The 18,712-nt window shown below is 59.9% G+C and carries 17 protein-coding genes; 9 read left to right on the top strand and 8 right to left on the bottom strand.

The annotated features are described in order from the left end of the window. Nucleotides 1-3: 3 nt before the first annotated feature. The 3 genes from HMPREF1255_RS06835 to larB are packed head-to-tail and all read left to right on the top strand — an operon-like array spanning nucleotide 4 to nucleotide 2,884. Complete coding sequence (locus HMPREF1255_RS06835; RefSeq protein WP_024111593.1) at nucleotides 4-1,365, top strand: LarC family nickel insertion protein; 1,362 nt, start codon at nucleotides 4-6, stop codon at nucleotides 1,363-1,365. Next, nucleotides 1,362-2,231, top strand: a complete 870-nt coding sequence (gene larE, locus HMPREF1255_RS06830) for an ATP-dependent sacrificial sulfur transferase LarE (RefSeq protein WP_024111328.1) — start codon at nucleotides 1,362-1,364, stop codon at nucleotides 2,229-2,231. Before HMPREF1255_RS06835 ends, larE begins: the two co-directional genes overlap by 4 nt. After that, complete coding sequence (larB, locus tag HMPREF1255_RS06825; protein WP_024111434.1) at nucleotides 2,228-2,884, top strand: nickel pincer cofactor biosynthesis protein LarB; 657 nt, start codon at nucleotides 2,228-2,230, stop codon at nucleotides 2,882-2,884. The genes larE and larB overlap by 4 nt, the downstream gene beginning before the upstream one ends. A gap of 61 nt (nucleotides 2,885-2,945) precedes the next feature. On the opposite strand, the gene HMPREF1255_RS06820 is transcribed toward larB, so the two are convergent. Next, nucleotides 2,946-4,196, bottom strand: a complete 1,251-nt coding sequence (locus tag HMPREF1255_RS06820) for an ATP-binding protein (RefSeq protein ID WP_024111295.1) — start codon at nucleotides 4,194-4,196, stop codon at nucleotides 2,946-2,948. Between the two features lie 409 nt (nucleotides 4,197-4,605). On the opposite strand from HMPREF1255_RS06820, the gene HMPREF1255_RS06815 reads away from it, so the two are divergent. Together HMPREF1255_RS06815 and HMPREF1255_RS06810 are read left to right on the top strand one after the other, a co-directional pair. After that, complete coding sequence (locus HMPREF1255_RS06815; RefSeq protein WP_024111525.1) at nucleotides 4,606-4,821, top strand: hypothetical protein; 216 nt, start codon at nucleotides 4,606-4,608, stop codon at nucleotides 4,819-4,821. Beyond that, on the top strand, nucleotides 4,818-5,672 hold the full coding sequence (locus HMPREF1255_RS06810; protein WP_024111619.1) for a hypothetical protein: 855 nt from the start codon (nucleotides 4,818-4,820) through the stop codon (nucleotides 5,670-5,672). Before HMPREF1255_RS06815 ends, HMPREF1255_RS06810 begins: the two co-directional genes overlap by 4 nt. Before the next feature lie 115 nt (nucleotides 5,673-5,787). Here the strand turns inward: HMPREF1255_RS06810 and HMPREF1255_RS06805 are convergent, their stop codons facing one another. The 4 genes from HMPREF1255_RS06805 to HMPREF1255_RS06790 form a co-directional block, all read right to left on the bottom strand. Next, the gene (locus HMPREF1255_RS06805) at nucleotides 5,788-7,038 is read right to left on the bottom strand and encodes an ATP-binding protein (protein ID WP_036917472.1); all 1,251 of its coding nucleotides are present in this window, start codon (nucleotides 7,036-7,038) and stop codon (nucleotides 5,788-5,790) included. A 199-nt stretch (nucleotides 7,039-7,237) separates the two neighbouring features. Continuing rightward, entirely contained in the window at nucleotides 7,238-9,445 is a 2,208-nt protein-coding gene (locus HMPREF1255_RS06800) for a cation-translocating P-type ATPase (protein WP_024111428.1), read from the bottom strand. 34 nt (nucleotides 9,446-9,479) lie between these two features. Continuing rightward, nucleotides 9,480-9,689, bottom strand: a complete 210-nt coding sequence (locus HMPREF1255_RS06795; RefSeq protein ID WP_016456868.1) for a heavy-metal-associated domain-containing protein — start codon at nucleotides 9,687-9,689, stop codon at nucleotides 9,480-9,482. Nucleotides 9,690-9,729: 40 nt separating this feature from the next. Beyond that, nucleotides 9,730-10,011 (bottom strand): metal-sensitive transcriptional regulator, encoded by a 282-nt coding sequence (locus HMPREF1255_RS06790; protein WP_028821341.1) that lies wholly within the window; start codon nucleotides 10,009-10,011, stop codon nucleotides 9,730-9,732. Between the two features lie 536 nt (nucleotides 10,012-10,547). Here HMPREF1255_RS06790 and dnaB point away from each other — a divergent pair. The 4 genes from dnaB to HMPREF1255_RS06770 all read left to right on the top strand — a co-directional run bounded on the left by dnaB (nucleotide 10,548) and on the right by HMPREF1255_RS06770 (nucleotide 15,376). Beyond that, nucleotides 10,548-11,915, top strand: coding sequence for a replicative DNA helicase (dnaB, locus tag HMPREF1255_RS06785; protein ID WP_051395025.1), 1,368 nt, complete (start codon nucleotides 10,548-10,550; stop codon nucleotides 11,913-11,915). 114 nt (nucleotides 11,916-12,029) lie between these two features. Beyond that, nucleotides 12,030-13,154, top strand: a complete 1,125-nt coding sequence (locus HMPREF1255_RS06780) for a thiamine pyrophosphate-dependent enzyme (RefSeq protein WP_024111515.1) — start codon at nucleotides 12,030-12,032, stop codon at nucleotides 13,152-13,154. After that, entirely contained in the window at nucleotides 13,151-14,134 is a 984-nt protein-coding gene (locus HMPREF1255_RS06775; RefSeq protein WP_024111319.1) for an alpha-ketoacid dehydrogenase subunit beta, read from the top strand. The genes HMPREF1255_RS06780 and HMPREF1255_RS06775 overlap by 4 nt, the downstream gene beginning before the upstream one ends. Nucleotides 14,135-14,143: 9 nt before the next feature. Continuing rightward, entirely contained in the window at nucleotides 14,144-15,376 is a 1,233-nt protein-coding gene (locus HMPREF1255_RS06770; RefSeq protein WP_024111292.1) for a dihydrolipoamide acetyltransferase family protein, read from the top strand. 401 nt (nucleotides 15,377-15,777) lie between these two features. Here the strand turns inward: HMPREF1255_RS06770 and HMPREF1255_RS06765 are convergent, their stop codons facing one another. Genes HMPREF1255_RS06765 through HMPREF1255_RS06755 form a run of 3 tightly spaced genes read right to left on the bottom strand, consistent with a single transcriptional unit; the run spans nucleotide 15,778 to nucleotide 18,712 of the window. After that, nucleotides 15,778-16,431 carry an LUD domain-containing protein gene (locus HMPREF1255_RS06765; protein WP_016456874.1) on the bottom strand — a complete coding sequence of 218 codons (654 nt, stop codon included), beginning with the start codon at nucleotides 16,429-16,431 and terminating at the stop codon, nucleotides 15,778-15,780. Next, entirely contained in the window at nucleotides 16,431-17,933 is a 1,503-nt protein-coding gene (locus HMPREF1255_RS06760; RefSeq protein ID WP_024111283.1) for a lactate utilization protein B, read from the bottom strand. The genes HMPREF1255_RS06765 and HMPREF1255_RS06760 overlap by 1 nt, the downstream gene beginning before the upstream one ends. After that, nucleotides 17,930-18,712 (bottom strand): (Fe-S)-binding protein, encoded by a 783-nt coding sequence (locus HMPREF1255_RS06755; RefSeq protein WP_016456876.1) that lies wholly within the window; start codon nucleotides 18,710-18,712, stop codon nucleotides 17,930-17,932. Before HMPREF1255_RS06755 ends, HMPREF1255_RS06760 begins: the two co-directional genes overlap by 4 nt.

Genomic DNA, 18,712 nt, shown 5'->3' with positions numbered 1-18,712 from the left:
TTCATGACTCGTGCATGGTTCGATATTTCCGCCGGAGTTGCCGGAGACATGCTGCTGGGCAGCCTCATCGATGCTGGAGTAAGCCTAGACAAGATCCAGAAAGTGCTCGACGAGCTGATCCCGAATTCAGTCAGGTTCAGCCAGGCGACGGTAAACCGTGGCGGGCAGAGATCAGTGAAGATCACCGTTGAGCGCCTCGCCGAGGATCCCCCGCACAGAAGCTGGGCGTCGATCAGGAAGCTGCTGAGCGAATCGACGATCCCCGAAGCAACCCGCGAGATGGCGCTGAAGGTTTTCGCCCGACTGGCCGAGGCGGAGGGGCACGTGCACGGGGTCTCCCCCGACGAGGTGCACTTCCACGAGGTGGGCGCGCTGGACTCCATCGCTGACGTAGTCGGCGTCTGCGAGGGGCTGCGGCTGCTGGGCGTCAGCGAGGTTTCCGCCTCTCAGGTGGCGCTTGGCAGCGGAAGAATTTTGGCTGCCCACGGCAACATCCCGGTCCCCGCACCCGCCGTCGCGCAGCTCGCGCTCGGTTGGCCCTCCTCGGCTGGCCCGTCCGGAGAAGGTTGGCATTCGCACGACGGCCACTCTCACGATCATTCTCATGACGAGCACGAAAGCCACGAGCACACGCACTCCCACGGTTCACACACGCACTCTCATCACCACGATCTGCCGCACGACGAGCCGGCCCCGGTTACCACTCCGGGCGCTGTCGGGGAGCTGGCCACGCCCACCGGTCTGGCGGTGATCCGCGCGCTTGCCGAGTGCTGCGAAAAGCTACCACTAATGACGACCAGCGCCATCGGCATCGGCGCCGGCGGCAAGGACTTCGCCGGGCACCCTAACGTCGTTCGGGTGCTGATCGGCGAGACCTTCCAGGCCGCGCAGAGCGAGCAGGTCACCGAGCTGGCGGCGAACGTCGACGATCAGAACCCGCAGCTTTGGCCCGGCATCATGGACGCGCTCTTCGACGCCGGCGCGCTGGACGCCTGGCTGACCCCGATTTTGATGAAGAAGGGCCGGCCCGCGCACACCGTCCACGCGCTCTGCAGGCCCGCGGACGCCGAGGCGATCTCCGACGTCCTGCTAAGCCAGACCTCCACGCTCGGCGTCAGGTTCAACCAGCTGGAGCGTTTTGTCTTGGATCGTTCGTGGCACGACGTCGAGGTGGGCGGGCAAGAAATTTCGGTCAAGGTGGCAAGCAGAGCAGGCCAGATACTGCACGCCACGCCCGAGTTCGAGTCGCTCGCCGAAGCCGCTAGGAAGTCCGGAAAAACGCAGGCGGAGATGGTGCAACTGGCGCAGGCGAGCATCGTCGAGGCGGGGCTAGTTGCGGGAAACCCCGTTCCAGAATCGAAGTGACCGAAACGTTGAACGAAAAACTGAACTGGCATCTGAGCAGCATCGAGCGCACCGACGCTGAAGCGGTCACGGCTAGGCTGAACGGCTACAAAAAGCTGGGCGTGGCCTATTCCGGTGGCGTCGATTCGGCGCTGCTGCTGGCGATCGCTGTGCACGCGCTGGGTGCCGAAAATGTGGTGGCCGTCACCGCCGATTCGGGGCTGCTGCCCCGCAGCGAGCTGGAACTCGCCCGTCGCACGGCCGAGCAGATCGGCGCTCGGATGGTGGAATTCAAGACCAACGAGCTCGTCAACCCCAATTTCGTGGCCAACGACGCCGACCGCTGCTACGTGTGCAAGAACGCCATGTTCACCCTCGTCGACGACGAGCTGGTGGCGAAGCTCGACCTCGACGCGGTTGCCTACGGCGAGAACTCCGACGACACGCTAGCCCCGGACAGGCCGGGCGCGCGGGCTGCAGCCGAGCACAAGGTGCTGCGTCCGCTAGCCGACGCCGGGCTAACCAAAGAGCGGGTCCGCGGGCTGGCCAGGGCAATCGGGCTAAGCGTTGCGGACAAGCCGTCGGCGCCCTGCCTGGCGACGAGAATCCCACACGGCACACCGATCACGGAAGAAAAACTTCGCCAGATCGAGGCCGCAGAGGAGGCAGTCTACGCGGCCGGTTTCAGCGACTGCCGGGTGCGTCACCACGAGGAAATTGCGCGAGTCGAGGTGCCCCTAGACGAATTCCACCTGCTCGCAGACGAGAAGATTCGCGCGGGGCTCGTCGAGGGCGTCAAAAAAGCGGGGTTCAGGTACGTGACACTAGACCTTTCGGGCATGCAGCGCGGGGCGTTCACCATGCAAATTTTGAGGGAGAAGAAATGAGCGACGACGATATCGCCGACCTCGACTGGCAAAGGGCCGATCGCCGGGGATACCCCGAGGCCGTCTACTGCGAGGGTAAATCTGTCGAGCAGGTTCGCGAGATCGCGCAGCGGGTGGCCGAGAAGCCCGACGTGGTGACGATCTTCACCCGCGCAGAAGACGAACGCGCCGAGGCCATCAAGGAGGTGCTGCCCGACGCCTTCCACGATGAGGTTGCGCGTTTCTTGGCCTGGCCGCCCAGGCGTCCCGAACCCACCGGCAAGCTGGTGGTTGTGGCATGTGCCGGCACGTCCGACCTACCGGTTGCCCGCGAGGCCCTGCTGACCGCCCGCCACCTCGGGCGTCCCGCCGAACTGGTGGTGGACGTCGGCATCGCCGGGCTGCACAGAACGCTCTCGAAGCTGGACGTCTTCCGCAAGGCCGGGGCGATCGTCGTCGCCGCAGGCATGGACGGCGCGCTACCCGGACTGATCGCGGGGCTGGTTTCCTGCCCTGTGGTGGCCGTGCCGACGTCGGTTGGTTACGGCGCCAGCTTCGGCGGCGTCTCCGCGCTATTGACGATGCTGAACGCCTGCGCGCCGGGCGTCGGCGTCGTCAACATAGACAACGGCTACGGAGCAGGTCACCTTGCCGCCCAGATCGCTGCCCCGTAAATCAGCCGGAACAAAAAAGCTCGTAGTCGAACCTTTTGGTTCCCGTTAATTTTTCTGAAGGCTACGCCGTTAACGCGCCAAGGGGAACGACATGAACATTGGACGGTAGCGTGTAGCCAAATTCGGTCCCCGTCACCACGGCCAAAAAGGCGGGTTCGCCGAGCTTTTCCGTGTCGATTCTTTGATCCCGCAGTTTAATCAGATTTGCCTCGGCTTGTTCCACCATCGACTGGCCAAGCTTAACTTCTATTCCCGCCCAGCCTCCGTCAGCAAGCTCAATAATGATGTCTACTTCTAACCCGGATTCGTCTCGATAATGATAGACAGTGCCACGCCTTGCCTCTGCGTAAACTCTGATGTCTCGAACAACCATAGACTCGAAAACCTGGCCAAAAAATTCGGGATCTCTAGCAAGACGCTCGGCATTAATTCTCAATGCTGCACACGCTATAGAGGGATCGACAAAGTGCAGCTTCGGCTGTTTCCGCAACCTGGTCCTAGAGCGCAAACTAGCCGCCCAAGCATATTGCTCCTCGAAAATGAAGATTCTTTCAAGCGCATCCAGGTACTTACGCACGGTTCCGGCATCAACGTGGTGGCCGTCAGAAGCCATATCGCGCGCGAGTTTAGCTGCGTTAGTCTCACTAGAAATATTTCTTGCGATGCTGATTAGCAGACGTTCAATGCCTTTAGGGTCATGCCTAACCCCAACGGCCAACGGTAAATCAACGGCAGCTATATCGCTGCAATAGGACGAGACGAAATCTAAAGCCGCTTCGCTACTAAGCCCGAGCAGGCCTGGCCATCCACCACGAACCGCCAATTTGGCTAAATCACGGTAGCTCAATTGGCTACGCACACCAGTAAGTTGCTCCTGATTGTCTAGCTCGTTCAAAGAGACCTGGCGGCTTGATTCCCCAGACTCCGCAAGGGTCATCGGTCGCATCCTGATTCTTCCGATTCTTCCAGCCCCAGAGTGCCGTCGAACGTCATCAGTTGGTGTGGCCGATCCCGAAAGAATGAATTGTCCAGTTTCTTGTCTAGCATCGATCTCGTGGCGCATCGAATTCCATATGGAGGGCTCCAACTGCCACTCATCTATGAGTCTAGGCGCCTCGCCGGCTAATACACCCGCCGGGTCCAATTCAGCTAATTTTGCTGACGCCGGTTCGTCTAACCTAATACTCGATTTGGCGTGGTGCAGCCCTGTTGACGTCTTTCCGCAAGCCCTTGACCCCTCAATAATGACGCCGCCAAGCGCGGAAAGAACTTGGTCAAGACGCTGGTCTAAACATCTCGGGAGGTAACTCACGCAACCAAAATACCAACTTTTACGGACTTTCTACACCTACTTTTGCGGAATTTTTGTACCAGCTTTTGCGGTTTTTGATTGAGTTATCGAGCCTTCCGACGGCGAGCCGACCTAGCCAATTCGTCGGCACAGTGGATTTCTCCACCCTAAAGGCGTGGATTTCTCCACTCTTGTGGGGCTCATTGCTCCAATAGCCAAAATTAGAGGGACCCAAAAAGCTCGCAGTCGAACCTTTTGGTTCCCGTTAATTTATTTTTGCTGATTTATAAGACGAAGCCACCAGACCAAGGCAACACCACAGGATGTGTAGCGGAAAATAAATCTAGTCCACTTCCCCAAAAGGGAATTACCCCCACCGCTACCCTCAAAGCCTATTGAAACACTTCAATCGTCAACATATGCTGACGATGTGAGTGAAGCAGCCCAAGCCGAAATAGCAAAACGTTTGCGCGCAGCTCGCGCCATGCGCATAGAGGCCGAGCGTCTAATCAAGTATCAAGTCGAGCAGGCGGTAGCCGTCGGCATGAGCTGGAGCGAGATAGCCGAATGTCTCGACGTCACCAAGCAAGCTGCCCACAGAAAGTACTCGAAGGGCATTTCAAGACGAACAAGGAAACCAGAATGAAACCGACCTCCACCCAATACTTGCAGCTCATCCAAAACTCCAGCCACGAGGCGCACGCGACATGGCGCCAAGAGATCACCAACACCGATTTGCTACTAGCAATTTTAGCTAGCGGCTCCGTAGCGACCAGAGTGTGTGCAATTCACGGTTTAACCCTAGGCTCAGCCCGCAGAGCACAGCAGAAAGCCCGAGAAGATCAGCTAGCTTCGATAGACGCCAGGGCTGCCGCAATTCCACGACGCAACATTCGAGATGCCGGCTTCGATTCCTCACAGTTAGCCTTATCAACGGCATGTGAAAAAACCATTAAAGCGAAATTTTCTGGAAACGACTACCAATGCGCTCTCGCAGCCCACCTTTTAGCAAATGATTCTGACTGCCAAGAAATAGCGTCGCTCGCGGGAGTAGATCCCGAAAAGCTCACCACCAAATTGATTAACGCCAGAAGCGAGCCCTTCATTACGCGCAAAAAAGGAACATTGCAAATCAACTTATTTTTGCCTGCCCGCGCAGTGGAATGTTTCGAGATCTTCACAAGCCAAAAATTTGCTCAACAAAATCTAAGCAACTCAGAAAAAGCGGCACCGAGATGGAAGCTAATCCAACCGAAGGTGGGCTTTTTGACTGCAAGTTGGCAATCTTCTGAGAACATCGACGAACGCTTCGCCGGCAGCTTCAAAGAAGCAGAAGCGGGCGCTACTGCTGAAATATCGCACGTCCACGCAAACGAAAATCTTCTGCGCAAGGTGGTTAATAAGATTTCTCCGGTAGGCATAATTACGCTCCTAAACCAGGCCTACTACATGGCAGATGCTGTCGCTAGACCGAATCCGCGGATCGCGGTCCCGTAAATCAGCCGGAACCAAAAAGCTCGTAGTCGGACTTTCCGGTTCCCACTAACCCAAAAACAAATAACGGGAACCGAAAAGCTCGTAGTCGAACCTTTTGGTTCCCGTTAATCAACTCTTATGGGCCAAGGACAGTCAGCGAAACCACCAGAACACCGTCACTGCGACGATACGAAACACCTGTAGGGGTAATGACGACAAGCGCACTCGGCTGGCGAGCTATTTTTGCCGACACGCGGAGCAAGTTAGCTGCGGCAGCATCAACATTTTCTTCACCAAGCTTCACTTCAAAACCGATCCATCTGCCGTCAGCATTTTCGACAACGGCGTCGATCTCGTCCCTGCCCTTGGTATCACGAAAGTGGAAGACGCCACGCGCCCCCGCAGCCTGCGCGTAGACACGCAGATCGTGAATCACCTGAGACTCGAAAAGGAAACCAAGCGTGTTCAAATCGAGAAGCAACCGCTCCGTACCAGCATTCAGTAGTGCCGCAGCAAGCGATGGATCAGCCAGATGGCGCACCGGCGCCTGTGCCGCGGTGGTTTTAGAGCGCAACTTCGGAGACCAAGCCGGCTGGTCTTCAACCAGATACATTCGTGACGCAAAATCGTGCAGTTCACCCGCTGCAGTCGCGGAAACAGACGCAGAAAACTCGTCCTGCATTCTACGGTTTATAGCTGAAAAACTGGCCGGCTGAGCCACCAACCCAGCCAAAGCATTGAGGTAAGCGCGAAATCTTCTCGGGTCTCGGCGCATACCGGCGACGTCAGGAAAATCGTGTTCTGCAATATCGTCTATATATGAGCCAGCCTGCGCTTGAGCATCGGAAGCTTCGAGACCCAGCCATCCTGGCCACCCTCCGCTGACGATCCTGTTTACGACCTCACCAAACCCCAGCTGAGATTCAGCTATGGGAACGCTCTGGTCTTTAAAAAGCGAACCAAGACCAACCTGGCCACTCGAGTGGCCCGACTCGAAAAAGCTCATCGTTCTAAGCAGGACGCGCCTGAACCGGCCGGCCCCCGAATGCCTGAACGGATCATCTTCAGGAGCAGCAGAACCGGTCAGCAAAAACTGTCCAGGCCTCCTGCGTTCATCAACCTCGCGACGGACTGCGTTCCATATCCCCTGAACTAACTGCCACTCGTCAATGAGCCTAGGAGTATCGCCACTCAAGGCCGTCTCGGGTTGTGTAGCGGCGAGTGCGGCTCTTGCGTCACCAGCGTCGAGACGGATTTCCGACGCCGCAAATTGACGTGCCGTCTCGGTCTTTCCACACGCTCTTGTGCCGCGAATCTCAACGGCGCCACTGCTGCGTAAGGCCTGTTCGACGAGGCTATCCGCAACACGCGGCAAGTAGCTTTTCATAACCCAAACAATACCAAATAGTACGGATTTCTCCACCCCGAAGGTATGGATTTCTCCACTATTCACATGGTCATTTCTCCACCACTGAACAGCCGGAACCAAAAAGCTCGTAGTCGGACTTTCCGGTTCCCACTAACCCAAAAATAAATAACGGGAACCAAAAAGCTCGTAGCTGAGCCTTTTGGTTCCCATTAAATTTTTACGCATTGGACGGGTTGAACCCGCGCAGCCGCAGACTGTTCGTCACCACGAAGACCGAGCTGAACGCCATGGCTGCGCCGGCGATCATCGGGTTCAGGTAGCCCAGCGCGGCGATCGGGATGGCCAGGACGTTATATCCGAACGCCCACACCAGGTTTCCGATGATCGTGCGCTGTGTGCGCCGCGACAGCTTTATCGCGTCGACGGCCAGCTCTAGGTCGTGACGCATCAGCGTCAAATCGCTGGCCGCAATCGCCGCATCGGTTCCGCCATCCATCGAGATGCCCAGGTCGGCCTGGGCGAGGGCGGCCGCGTCGTTGACGCCGTCGCCGACCATGGCCACGTGATCGCCGGAGTCCTGCAGCGCCTTTATGACGTCGAACTTGTCGCCGGGCAGCACCTGGGCGCGCACCTCGTCGACGCCAACCTCACCCGCGACCCGCTCGGCGGTGGCCTGGCCGTCGCCGGTGAGCATGACGGTCTTCAACCCCATCCGCTTCAGCTCATCGATGGCCTTCACCGAGCCGTCGGCAACCTCGTCCGAGACGCCGATGACACCCAGCACGCGGGAATCGTGAGCCACAAAAACCAGCGAAGCGCCGCGCTGGGCAAACTCGTCGGCTTGCGCCTGAAGCGAAGCGTCCGCAACCAGGCCAAGGTCTAACATAAAAGCCGCGTTGCCGGCGGCTGCGGTCTTGCCGTCAACCAGGCTGCGCACTCCCCTGCCCGGCACGTCGGTCAGCTCGTCGGCGTGTTTACCCTCGCCGGCCTTGGCGACGATCGCCTTGGCGATCGGGTGACTCGAACCGGACTCCAGCGCGGCGGCTAGTTTCATCAGCTCGGACTGAGCAACGCCGTCGGCGGCGCTCACGCCCGAAACGGCCATGACGCCGGTGGTGATGGTGCCGGTCTTGTCGAGCACGATGGTGGTGACCTTGCGGGCCTCTTCCAGCGCCTGCGGGCCACGAATCAGAATGCCCAGCCTGGAGCCGCGCAGCGAACCGGCCAGCAACGCTGTCGGGGTAGCCAGACCGAGAGCGCATGGGCAGCTGATAATCAGCACGGAAACGGCTGACGCGATCGCGAACGATGCGTCGGCACCATTCAGCAGCCAAACGATCAGGGTCAGCAGGGAAAGCCCGATCACGATGGGGACGAACACCCCGGAGATCTTGTTCGCCAGATCCTGCGTGGCAGACTTGCCCGTCTGAGCAACCTCTACGAGGTGGGCGATCTGGGCTAGCTGAGTGTCAGAGCCGACTGCCGTAGCCCGCACGACCAGCCTGCCGGAAGCGTTGACCGCAGAACCGACAACCTTGGAGCCAGGCCGCACCTCAACGGGCACGGATTCGCCGGTGATCACCGAGTTATCCACTGCGGAAACGCCGGAGACGACCTCGCCGTCGGTGGCCACCTGCTCGCCGGGCTTGACGACGAACTCGTCGCCGACGTTGAGCGCCTCGATGGGCACGACCACCTGCTTGCCGTCGCGTACCACCGTCACGGCCTTCGCGCCGACGTCCATCAGCGCGCGCAGCGCGTCGGACGCATCCTGACGCGAGCGGGCCTCGATGTAGCGCCCGAGCAAGATGAACATGATGATGGCCGCGGACGCCTCGAAGTAGATGTTCTGCAGCGCGTGGTCACGGCTGAGCGAGAGCGTCCACTCGTGCTTCATGCCGATCATGCCGGCCCCGCCGAAGACCAGCGCGTAAAGCGAGAACAGGTAAGACGAAAATGTACCCAGAGAAATCAGCGTGTCCATCGTCGTGGCGCCGTGACGCAAGTTGACCAGCGCGGAGCGGTGAAACCCGAGCCCACACCAGAAGACGACGGGCGTCGCCAGCGCCAGCGCAGCCCACTGCCAGCCGGGGAACTGCAGCACCGGCACCATAGAGATGGCGACCAGCGGCACGCCGAGCATCACGGCAACGATCAGGCGGCGTCGGATTTGCGCAGCCCTATCGAGGGGCTTGGCGTCCGGATCGGGGATGCGCGCGTCGTACCCGGTTTTCTGCACGACGCCGATTAGGTCGTCAACCCCAACACCCACGGACGTCACCACGTGCGCCCGCTCAGTGGCGTAGTTGACCGACGCCTGGACGCCATCCATTTTGTTTAGTTTCTTTTGAATCCGGGCCGCGCAAGATGCGCACGTCATGCCGGAGACTTCAAGGTCGATGACTTTGTAATCCTCCGCCGCCATTTATCCTCCTGGTTTTAACTGTTCGCGCGCCTATTCAGGCGAGCTCGACGGTGTAGTCGCCGGCTTCGTCAACGGCTTCCTTGATTGCTTCGAAATCGATCTCGGACTCGGAAGTGACGGCCATCTTGCCGCCCTCGAGCTGAACGTCCACATCTGTGACGCCATCGATCTCGGAGACCTCGCTGGTGACCGCGTTGACGCAGTGGCCGCAGGTCATGCCGGTGATTTTGTAGTTGGTGATCATTGGGTTCCTTTCGTTTCGCCGGGCGGTAATAGCCGACGTTTCATCTACGGACGAGCCGCGCTATTGCGTCGTTAACTTCGGCCAGCTTGATTTGCGCTTCTTCGCCGCCTTCTTTCGCCGCGTTCACGACGCAGTGGCTGAGGTGGTCGTCAAGCAGGGCCAGCGCCAGCGATTGCAGCGCGCCGGTTGCTGCGGAAATTTGAATCAAGACGTCGATGCAGTATTTGTCCTCGTTAATCATGCGCTCGAGACCCTTCAGCTGGCCTTGGACGCGCTTGAGCCGTTTGAGGTGAGCTTCTTTGGTGCCTGAATAGCCGGGCACGACCTTGCAGTCTTCGCAGCAGGCGTCTTGTTTCGCTATATTTTCCACACTTAAAACAATACCCCCTGGGGGTATGGGGTCAAGAGGCCGGGGAAACTTTTTCTATAGGCACAAGGAAGTGTCGCCCTATAGCACACCCCTAGATCGCTTATCCACACCCCCTGGGTAAAAGATGGTTTTTTGGACACCTCAGCCCTTTCTGAGACACTTCCTCGGCGTGTCGGGCAAATTATGAAATTTAAGGTTGAAATTTTTTCCACCTCGCGCATAATACCTAGTCGCAGCGGGTTTCAGTGCCAAAAAATCTTTTGTTCGATTATCAGTGCACATGTTTATCCACTGAAGCTTGAGCGCGGCTTCCACAACCACCCACAGCTATCCACACCCCCTGTGGATAACTCGTGTTGAAAGTTGTTTATTTGGGCGTTACGGTGGCTCAGACTCAAAAAACCGCTGGTCCGCGGGCCGCCATTTTTTGTCGTCCCCTTCTGCCAGAATGGGTTTTGCGAGTCGGAAGGAGGGCGGGCATGTACGAGATGCCAATTGACGAGGCGTACCCCGATCAGGGCGCGGAACCACCCGCAACCGCCCTGGAGCGCACCCCTCCCCAAGACAACACAGCGGAGCAGGCAGTCCTCGGCGCGATGCTAACCAGCAAGGACGCCATCGCCGACGTCCTCGAGAAGGTTAAGCCAGGAGACTTCTACAAGCCGGCCCACGAGCTAATTTTCGACGCCATCATCGATCTTTACAGTCGCGGCGAGCCCGCAGACGCCGTCACGGTCGCCGCAGAGCTCGAGAAGAAGGGCGAGCTGACCCGCGCTGGCGACTACACGTATCTTGCAGACCTGCTCGCGAGCATCTCCGTGGCGGCCAACGCAGGCTACTACGCCCAGATCGTCCACGACAAGGCGGTGCTTCGTCGCCTGGTCGACGCGTCCATCAAGATCGCCCAGCTGGGCTACCAGGGCGCCGGCGAGGTGGACAAAATCGTCGACGAGGCCCAGCAGACCATTTATAAGGTCACCGACGGCACGGGCTCGGAAGACTACAAGCCGCTGAAAGATTTGTTGGAGCCCACCTTCGACGAGATCGAGGCACTCAACTCACACTCCGATGTCATGACGGGCGTGCCCACGGGTTTCGCCGAACTCGACGAGCTGACCAACGGCCTACACGCCGGTCAAATGATCATCATCGCCGCTCGCCCTGCAATGGGTAAATCGACGCTCGGGCTTGACATCGCCAGGTCTGCCGCAATCAAGAACAAGCTGACCACCGCGTTCTTCAGCCTCGAAATGAGCCAGATGGAGATCGTCATGAGGCTGCTATCCGCCGAAGCCAGCGTGCAGCTAAAGCGCATCCGCAACGGCGGCATGACCAACGAGGACTGGGATCGCCTGCAGCGCAAACTCGGAGCAATCGAGGACGCTCCCTTATTCATCGACGACTCCCCCAACCTGACGATGATGGAGATCCGCGCGAAGGCGCGCCGCCTAAAGCAGCGCCACGACCTCAAACTGGTGATCATCGACTACATGCAGCTGATGAGCTCAGGCAGACGCGTCGAAAGCCGTCAGCTTGAAGTCTCGGAGTTCAGCCGTCAGATCAAACTGCTCGCTAAAGAGCTAGAGATACCGGTCATCGCGCTCAGCCAGCTGAACCGTGGCCCGGAAATGCGTCAAGACCGCAAACCGATGCTCAGCGACCTGCGCGAGTCTGGTTCTTTGGAGCAGGATGCCGACATCGTCTTGCTTTTACACCGCGAGGACGCCTACGACAGGGATTCGCCGCGCGTCGGCGAGGCCGACATGATCGTGGCGAAAAACCGTAACGGCCCCACAAGCACAATTGTCACCAGCTTCCAGGGCCACCTGAGCCGTTTCGTGGATATGCCGCACTAGTTTTGTGGACACCCCACAGTTAGATGCCCGAAGCATTGTTTCTTAAGGCAGTCGACTAACAAGCTACGGTTAAGTAACCTACGTTTTAGTAGGTTGCTACATCTAGGAGCTTTAGTGACGGTTTCGACAACATGCCCGCAGCTACCCGAGCAGGCGGTAAGCGCATCGGCAGAGCTATTTCAGCTACTGACGGCCGACGGCGAGCGCAACAGCGACCAAGCGATCGGCTACGCCGGCAGCCTCGATCAGGCCAGAGAACTGCTCGAGAAGATGTCTCTGATCCGTCGATTCGACCTCGAGGCCACCGTGGCTCAGCGTAAAGGCCAGATCGGCCTATGGGCTCCCCTGCAGGGCCAAGAGGCGATCCAGGTTGGAGTTTGGTCCGCGCTGACCAACAAGGACCACGTTTTCCCAAGCCACCGCGAGCACGGCGTCGGGATGCTGATGGGCCTGCCCGTCGAGCACGTCCTAGCAATTTTCAAAGGCGCGGAGATGGGCGATTGGGACGCCGAAGAGCTGCGCTTCCACTACTACTCGATGGTTATCGGCGCGCACACGCTGCACGGCGTCGGGTACGCGATGGCGCAGGCGAAAGAAAACCCCGGCTCGCCTGGCGCGTCGATCGTCTTCCACGGCGATGGAGCAATCAGCGAGGGCGACGTCAACGAGGCGTACATCTTCGCCGCGAGCTACAAGGCGCCGACGGTTTTCGTGTGCGTCAACAATCAGTGGGCGATCAGCGAACCGGTTTCCAGGCAGTCACGCACACCGCTTTATCAGCGCGCGTGGGGCTTCGGCATTCCGAGCGTTCGCGTCGACGGCAACGACGTGCTCGCCATGCAGACCGCAACAGACTGGGCGCTGGCGAGGGCGCACGCCGGCGAGGGGCCGAGCTTCATCGAGGCGTACACCTACCGCATGGGCGCGCACACCACAAGCGATGACCCGACGAAATACCGCAATGACGAGGACTCCCAGAGCTGGGAGCCCAAAGACCCGATTAAAAGAGTGCAGCTTTGGTTGCGTCATGAGAACGCCTGGAGCGACGAAGACCAGCAGCGCCTCGACGCTCGCTGCGACGAGTTCGCCGAAACCGTCCGCCAGGCCGTCCTGGAAATCGAGGCGCCGAAGCTGCCCGAAATGTTCGACCGCGTCTACGTCGAACAGACCGAAAATCTGCGCGCGCAGCAAGCCGAAACCGCGCTCAGCGCAACCGACGATGTGGAGGTCGACAAGTGAGCGACATTCAACGCTTGACCCTGGCGAAAGCCATCAACGCGGGCCTGCGCAAGGCGATGACCGACGACGAAAAAGTTCTTCTTTACGGCGAGGATATCGGCAAGCTGGGCGGCGTGTTCCGCGTCACCGAGCACCTGCAGGCCGAGTTCGGCGCCGAGCGCGTCATGGATTCCCCGCTGTCGGAGGCCGGCTTGGTCGGCACGGCGATCGGCATGGCTATGCGTGGCCTAAAGCCCGTCGTCGAGCTGCAGTTCGATGGTTTCGTCTTCCCCGGTTTTGACCAGATAACCCAGCAGCTGGCGAAGCTGCGCTTCCGCAGCCAAGGCAGGGTGAATCTGCCCGTCGTCGTTCGATTCCCGTACGGCGGCAACATCGGCAGCATCGAGAATCACTCCGAATCCGTCGAGGGCTACTTCGCGCATACACCCGGGCTCAAGGTACTGACGCCCGCCACACCCGACGACGGCTACTGGATGATCCAGCAGGCCATCGCGTCGCCGGACCCGGTGATTTTCATGGAGCCGAAGCGTCGCTACCACGTACGCGGCGAGGTGGACGCCGAGGCGCCGCGCCTAGAAATGACGGAGGCGGACGTCGCCCGCGAAGGCACCGACGTCACGCTCCTTGCCTGGGGCCCCACCGTCAGCGTCTGCCAGGAGGCCGCAGACAAGGCGGCCGAGAATGGGCGCAGCGTCGAAGTGCTCAACCTGCGCAGCCTCTCCCCGCTCGACCTGCACACCATCTGCACGAGCGTCGAGAAGACGTCTCGGGCGATCGTCGTCCACGAGGCCTACCGCACATACGGGCCGGGCGCCGAGCTTGCCGCGACCTTGCAGGAACGCCTGTTTTACACGCTGGAATCGCCGATTCTGCGGGTCACCGGTTACGACACGCCCTACCCGCCAAGTAACGTTGAGGGTGAGTGGCTGCCCAACGCGCAGCGCATCTTGGCCGCCATCGACGAGACGATGAATTTCTAGGAGCCCCACATGTTTCAGTTCAAACTGCCCGACCCCGGCGAGGGGCTGCAGGAAGCAGACATCACGCAGTGGCTGGTCAAGGAGGGCGACGAGGTTAAGGTCAATGACGTTCTCGTCGAGATCGAAACCGCAAAATCCCTGGTCGAGCTGCCCAGCCCCGTCGAGGGAAAGATTTCTCGCCTGCTTGCCGAGGTAGGCCAGACTGTTGACGTCGGCACGGTCATCGTTGAGATCGACGACGGCAGCGGCGCTGGACCCGCCGAGGAAAAGGAGCCAGAACCGGAGGTCAAGAAGGCTCCCGAGGCGCCAGACGAACCCAGTCACAAGGTCAACGTGACGCCGACAGGTAAGGTGCTCGCCAAGCCGCTGGTGCGCAGGCTTGCCCGCGACCTCGGCGTGGACATATTCACCGTCCACCCCACCGGCCCGCACGGCTCGGTTTCGCGCGCCGACGTCGAGCTGGCCGCAGGCATCGGCAAGAGCGAGTTTTATGCCCCCGAGCCGCAGCGTGTGGTGCCGGGTGCGCCGATCCTTGACGGGCGTCGAGTGCCTATCAAGGGTGTGCGCAAGGCCACGGCCGCCAACCTGCGCGATTCAATCACGCGCCACATTCATGTCACCGAGTACAACACCATCGACGTTTCGGCCACCAAGGAGTTAGTCACCACACTTCGTGCCCGCCGCGAGTTCCGCGATCTGCACGTCTCTAGCCTGCTGATCTACGCCAAGGCGGTTTGCCTAGCAATGCGCAACCACCCCGAGATGAATGCGTCTTGGGACTCGGCCTCCGGCGAGGTCGTTTATCACGACGACGTCAACCTCGGCATCGCCGCCGCTACCCCGCGCGGGCTGCTCGTTCCGGTCATTAAGGCCGCGGACAAGATGACGCTCGTTCAGCTGGCGAGCGCGCTGACACACACCATCGATATTTCGCGTTCCGGCAGGCTGCAGCCCGCCGACTACACTGGCGGCACGTTCACCATCACCAACGTGGGTGTCTTCGGCATCGACACGGGCACACCGATCATCAACGGTTCCGAGTCCGCGATCCTGGCCATGGGCGCCATCAAGCGCAAACCGTGGGTGATTGGTGAAGGCCCCACCGAGCAGATCGTCCCCCGCTGGGTGACGACGCTGGCTCTCGGCTTCGACCACCAGCTGATCGACGGCGAGCAGGGCTCACAGTTCCTAGCCGACGTCAGCGAAGTCCTAGAGAACCCGCGCCTGGCGCTGCTGTACTAGACCGCCATTCTCCAGTACGGGTGTGGTTGGTCTGGCAGCTCCCACTAGTGGTTAGTCTGGCAGTTCCCGGAGGCTGTGTGATTCGGGTCTTTGCGTCACTGGCAACGTGTCTCCGCTCCTCACCAAGCGCAAAGGCGCTTGGTGTTCTCGCTCTCGCCACGCCTTTATGTTCCTTTAAAGACCCGAACTCCCACAACCTCTTACTCTTAACGAGTCACCGAAATTAATGCGGCAAGAAAGGTTCGACTACGAACTTTTTCGTCCTCGTTAATCCGTCAGATTTTATCAGGAACCGAAAAGTCCGTCCTCGAGCTTTTCGGTTCCCACTAATTTCAAAATGAAAGCAAATAGCCCAGCGGCTCGTCTAAGAACCACTGGGCTACCGCTAATTGTTGATTAAATTATTCGGCGACGATCACGTGGAGCGTACGGGGGCCGTGGACGCCCTCGACTCGGCTCAACTCGATGTCGGAAGTGGCGGACGGGCCCGCAACGAAGGTGATCGGCTGACCGTCGTCGACGGACGGCTTCAGACGAGCTATCGCCTCCGGGGTGTTCGAGACCACCTGGTCGGCGCGAACCACGCAGATGTGGGCGTCGGGAACCAGCGTCAAGGCGCGACGGCCCTGGTCTGGACGGTGATCCATGGCGAATGTTCCGGTGTTGGCGACACCAACCGCGGCGGCGGTCACGACGGCGTCGATCTCGTTCAACTCACGGGCGGTCAGGTTGTCGTCTTCGCGGACATCGAAGCCAGCGTCGACGATCGCCTTGCGCCAAGACTCCTCCAGGCCGGAAGGCAGGATGACGGACTTGGCGTCGATATCCTTCAGGTGCTTGACAAGAGTCGCGGGCAGATCGGCATTCTTCACGCGCTCGACGTCGGCCTTGTAGTCGGCGACCAGCTCGAGGAAGTAGTCGATCATGTCGCCCTCGATCGGAGTCGGCTGCTTGTAGCGCCACTCGATCTTGGTTTCCTCGGGGTTGTCGTCTTTAACATCGACGAGAGCCTTGCGGATGCGGCCCAGGATCTCTTCCTTAGCGGAGATGCTCATTACTTGCCTCCTTTTTTGCGCTGATCCCAGATGGTGCGTGCCGAACGCTTTGGCAGCATCGGGACGTCCCTGGCGCGCAGCCAACGGCTGACACCCGGAATCGGCCAGTTACCGATCTTCTTGAAGAAGGGACTCATGATGTGGCCCGCCATGCCGGACAGCTTGCCGGCCAGGCCGAGGCGCCAGCCCTTGCCCATCACCCAGCCACCTGCACGCATCAGGTTCGGCTCGACGTGGGTTCCATAGCCGGGCTCGGAACGCTTGACGTCGACGACCTTCTTGCGCAGGTGAACGAGGATGTCGGTGAACGGAATCTTCACCGGGCAGGCGTCGTTGCAGGCGCCACACAGCGTGGACGCGAACGGCAGCGAACGGTCGACGGTGGACTCCATGCCGCGGATCTGCGGGTTGAGGATGGCGCCGATCGGGCCCGGGTAAACCGAACCGTAAGCGTGGCCGCCGACCTTCTCGTAAACCGGGCAGATGTTCAGGCAAGCCGAGCAGCGGATGCAACGCAGCGCCTTTCGGCCCAGCGGGTCCTTAAGGACGTTGGTGCGGCCGTTATCGATGAGGATGATGTGCACATCCTTCGGGCCGTCGCCCTCCTTGCTGCCTGTCCAGACGGTGCCGTACGGTGCCATGCGCTCGCCGGTGGAGGAACGCGGCAGCGACTGCAGGAACACCTCGAGATCCTGGAACGTCGGCAAGATCTTCTCGATACCAACCAACGAGATCAGGGTCTCGGGCAGGGTCAGGTTCATGCGGCCGTTGCCCTCAGATTCTACGACGACCAGCGAACCGGTCTCGGCGATCGCGAAGTTGGCGCCGGAAATGCCGACCTTGGTGCGCATGAACTTCTCGCGCAGGTGGACGCGGGCGGCGTTAGCCAGCTCGACCGGATTGTCGGTGACATCCGACGGGCATGGCGTGCCGTACTGGCCCATCTCGCGCAGGAAGATCTCGCGCACCTCGGAGCGGTTGCGGTGAATAGCCGGAACCAGCACGTGACTAGGGCGATCATGGCCGAGCTGAACGATCAGCTCCGCCAGGTCAGTCTCCCAAGCAGCGATGCGCTCCTTCTCCAGTGCCTCGTTGAGGTCGGTCTCCTGGGTGACCATGGACTTAACCTTGGTGACCTCCGTCTCGCCGGTTGCCTTAACCAGGTCGATGGCGATGCGGTTGGCCTCTTCGGCGTCGCGTGCCCAGTGGACGGTGGCGCCTGCCGCGGTGGCGTTCTTTTCAAACTCCAGCAGGTACTTGTCGAGGTGACGAGCCACGCGGTCCTTTATGTCGGAACCCGCCTGGCGGATCTCCTGCCAGTTGTCCAGCTCGCCGGTCACACGGATTCGCTTGTTGCGAATGGTGTGGGTGGCGTGGTGCAGGTTCTTGCGCTGAGTGTCGTTCTTCAACTCGCGAACAGCGGCTTTCGGGAAGGCCGGCGAGTCGATCAGATCGCCCTCCGGCGGAGCCGGGGTTAGGCGTTCAACTTCTGTGCTTGTCATGCTGTCCTCCCTGCGGCCGCGGTCTCGTTCTGCACGAGCAGATCGACCATGTGGATTGTCTTGACCGGCATCTTTTCGCGGTGCATGACGCCACCAAAGTTCAGCAGACAAGCGTTGTCCAGGCTGGTGACGTACTCTGCACCGGTCTCGACAACGTGGCGGGCCTTGTCTTTAGCCATGGCGATCGAGATGTCCGGGTTCTTCAGGCTGAAGGTGCCGCCGAAGCCACAGCACTGGGCCATGTCCTCGACCTCCACGTACTCCAGGCCTTTAACGCCCTTGAGCAGCTTGAGCGGGGCGTCGCCCACCTTAGCAATGCGCATCGAGTGGCAGGATGCGTGGTAGGTCACCTTGTGCGGGAAGTATGCCCCGACGTCGGTGGTGCCCAGCTCGTTGACGATGAACTCGCTGATGTCGTAGACACGCTTGCTCAGTTCCTTAGCGCGCGCGGCCATGCGTTCGTCGCCCGCGTCGTGAGCCAGCATCTCGTGCTGCTCGCGTACGGAACCTACGCAGGAGCCCGACGGGCCGACGATGTAGTCGTAGTCCTCGAATGCGTCAAGGAACGTTTTCACCGATGGCAGTGCCCGGTCGAAGTAACCGGTGTTTGTAAACATCTGTCCACAACAGGTCTGTTCCTTGGGGAAGACCACCCGGCAGCCCAACCGCTCGAGCAGGGTTGCCATGTTATCGACGGTCTTCGGGAACATGATGTCGCTGACACATGTGGCGAAGATAGCAACAGTTTTCTGTGCGGTATCGCCCACTGTGCTTGTCAT

Source organism: Propionimicrobium sp. BV2F7, from assembly GCF_000510445.1.
GTDB classification, from domain to species: Bacteria; Actinomycetota; Actinomycetes; order Propionibacteriales; family Propionibacteriaceae; genus Propionimicrobium; species Propionimicrobium lymphophilum.
Note: the sequence above shows the minus strand (reverse complement) of the source record. Positions and strands in the feature narration are given on the sequence as shown.

What these genes read in the sequence shown, in the direction of transcription:
- HMPREF1255_RS06835 (WP_024111593.1), top strand. Translation starts at nt 4, where the DNA reads ATGACTCGTGCATGGTTCGATATTTCCGCCGGAGTTGCCGGAGACATG.
- larB (WP_024111434.1), top strand. Translation starts at nt 2,228, where the DNA reads ATGAGCGACGACGATATCGCCGACCTCGACTGGCAAAGGGCCGATCGC.
- HMPREF1255_RS06810 (WP_024111619.1), top strand. Translation starts at nt 4,818, where the DNA reads ATGAAACCGACCTCCACCCAATACTTGCAGCTCATCCAAAACTCCAGC.
- HMPREF1255_RS06805 (WP_036917472.1), bottom strand. Translation starts at nt 7,038, where the DNA reads ATGAAAAGCTACTTGCCGCGTGTTGCGGATAGCCTCGTCGAACAGGCC.
- HMPREF1255_RS06800 (WP_024111428.1), bottom strand. Translation starts at nt 9,445, where the DNA reads ATGGCGGCGGAGGATTACAAAGTCATCGACCTTGAAGTCTCCGGCATG.
- HMPREF1255_RS06795 (WP_016456868.1), bottom strand. Translation starts at nt 9,689, where the DNA reads ATGATCACCAACTACAAAATCACCGGCATGACCTGCGGCCACTGCGTC.
- dnaB (WP_051395025.1), top strand. Translation starts at nt 10,548, where the DNA reads ATGCCAATTGACGAGGCGTACCCCGATCAGGGCGCGGAACCACCCGCA.
- HMPREF1255_RS06770 (WP_024111292.1), top strand. Translation starts at nt 14,144, where the DNA reads ATGTTTCAGTTCAAACTGCCCGACCCCGGCGAGGGGCTGCAGGAAGCA.
- HMPREF1255_RS06765 (WP_016456874.1), bottom strand. Translation starts at nt 16,431, where the DNA reads ATGAGCATCTCCGCTAAGGAAGAGATCCTGGGCCGCATCCGCAAGGCT.
- HMPREF1255_RS06760 (WP_024111283.1), bottom strand. Translation starts at nt 17,933, where the DNA reads ATGACAAGCACAGAAGTTGAACGCCTAACCCCGGCTCCGCCGGAGGGC.
- HMPREF1255_RS06755 (WP_016456876.1), bottom strand. Translation starts at nt 18,712, where the DNA reads ATGACAAGCACAGTGGGCGATACCGCACAGAAAACTGTTGCTATCTTC.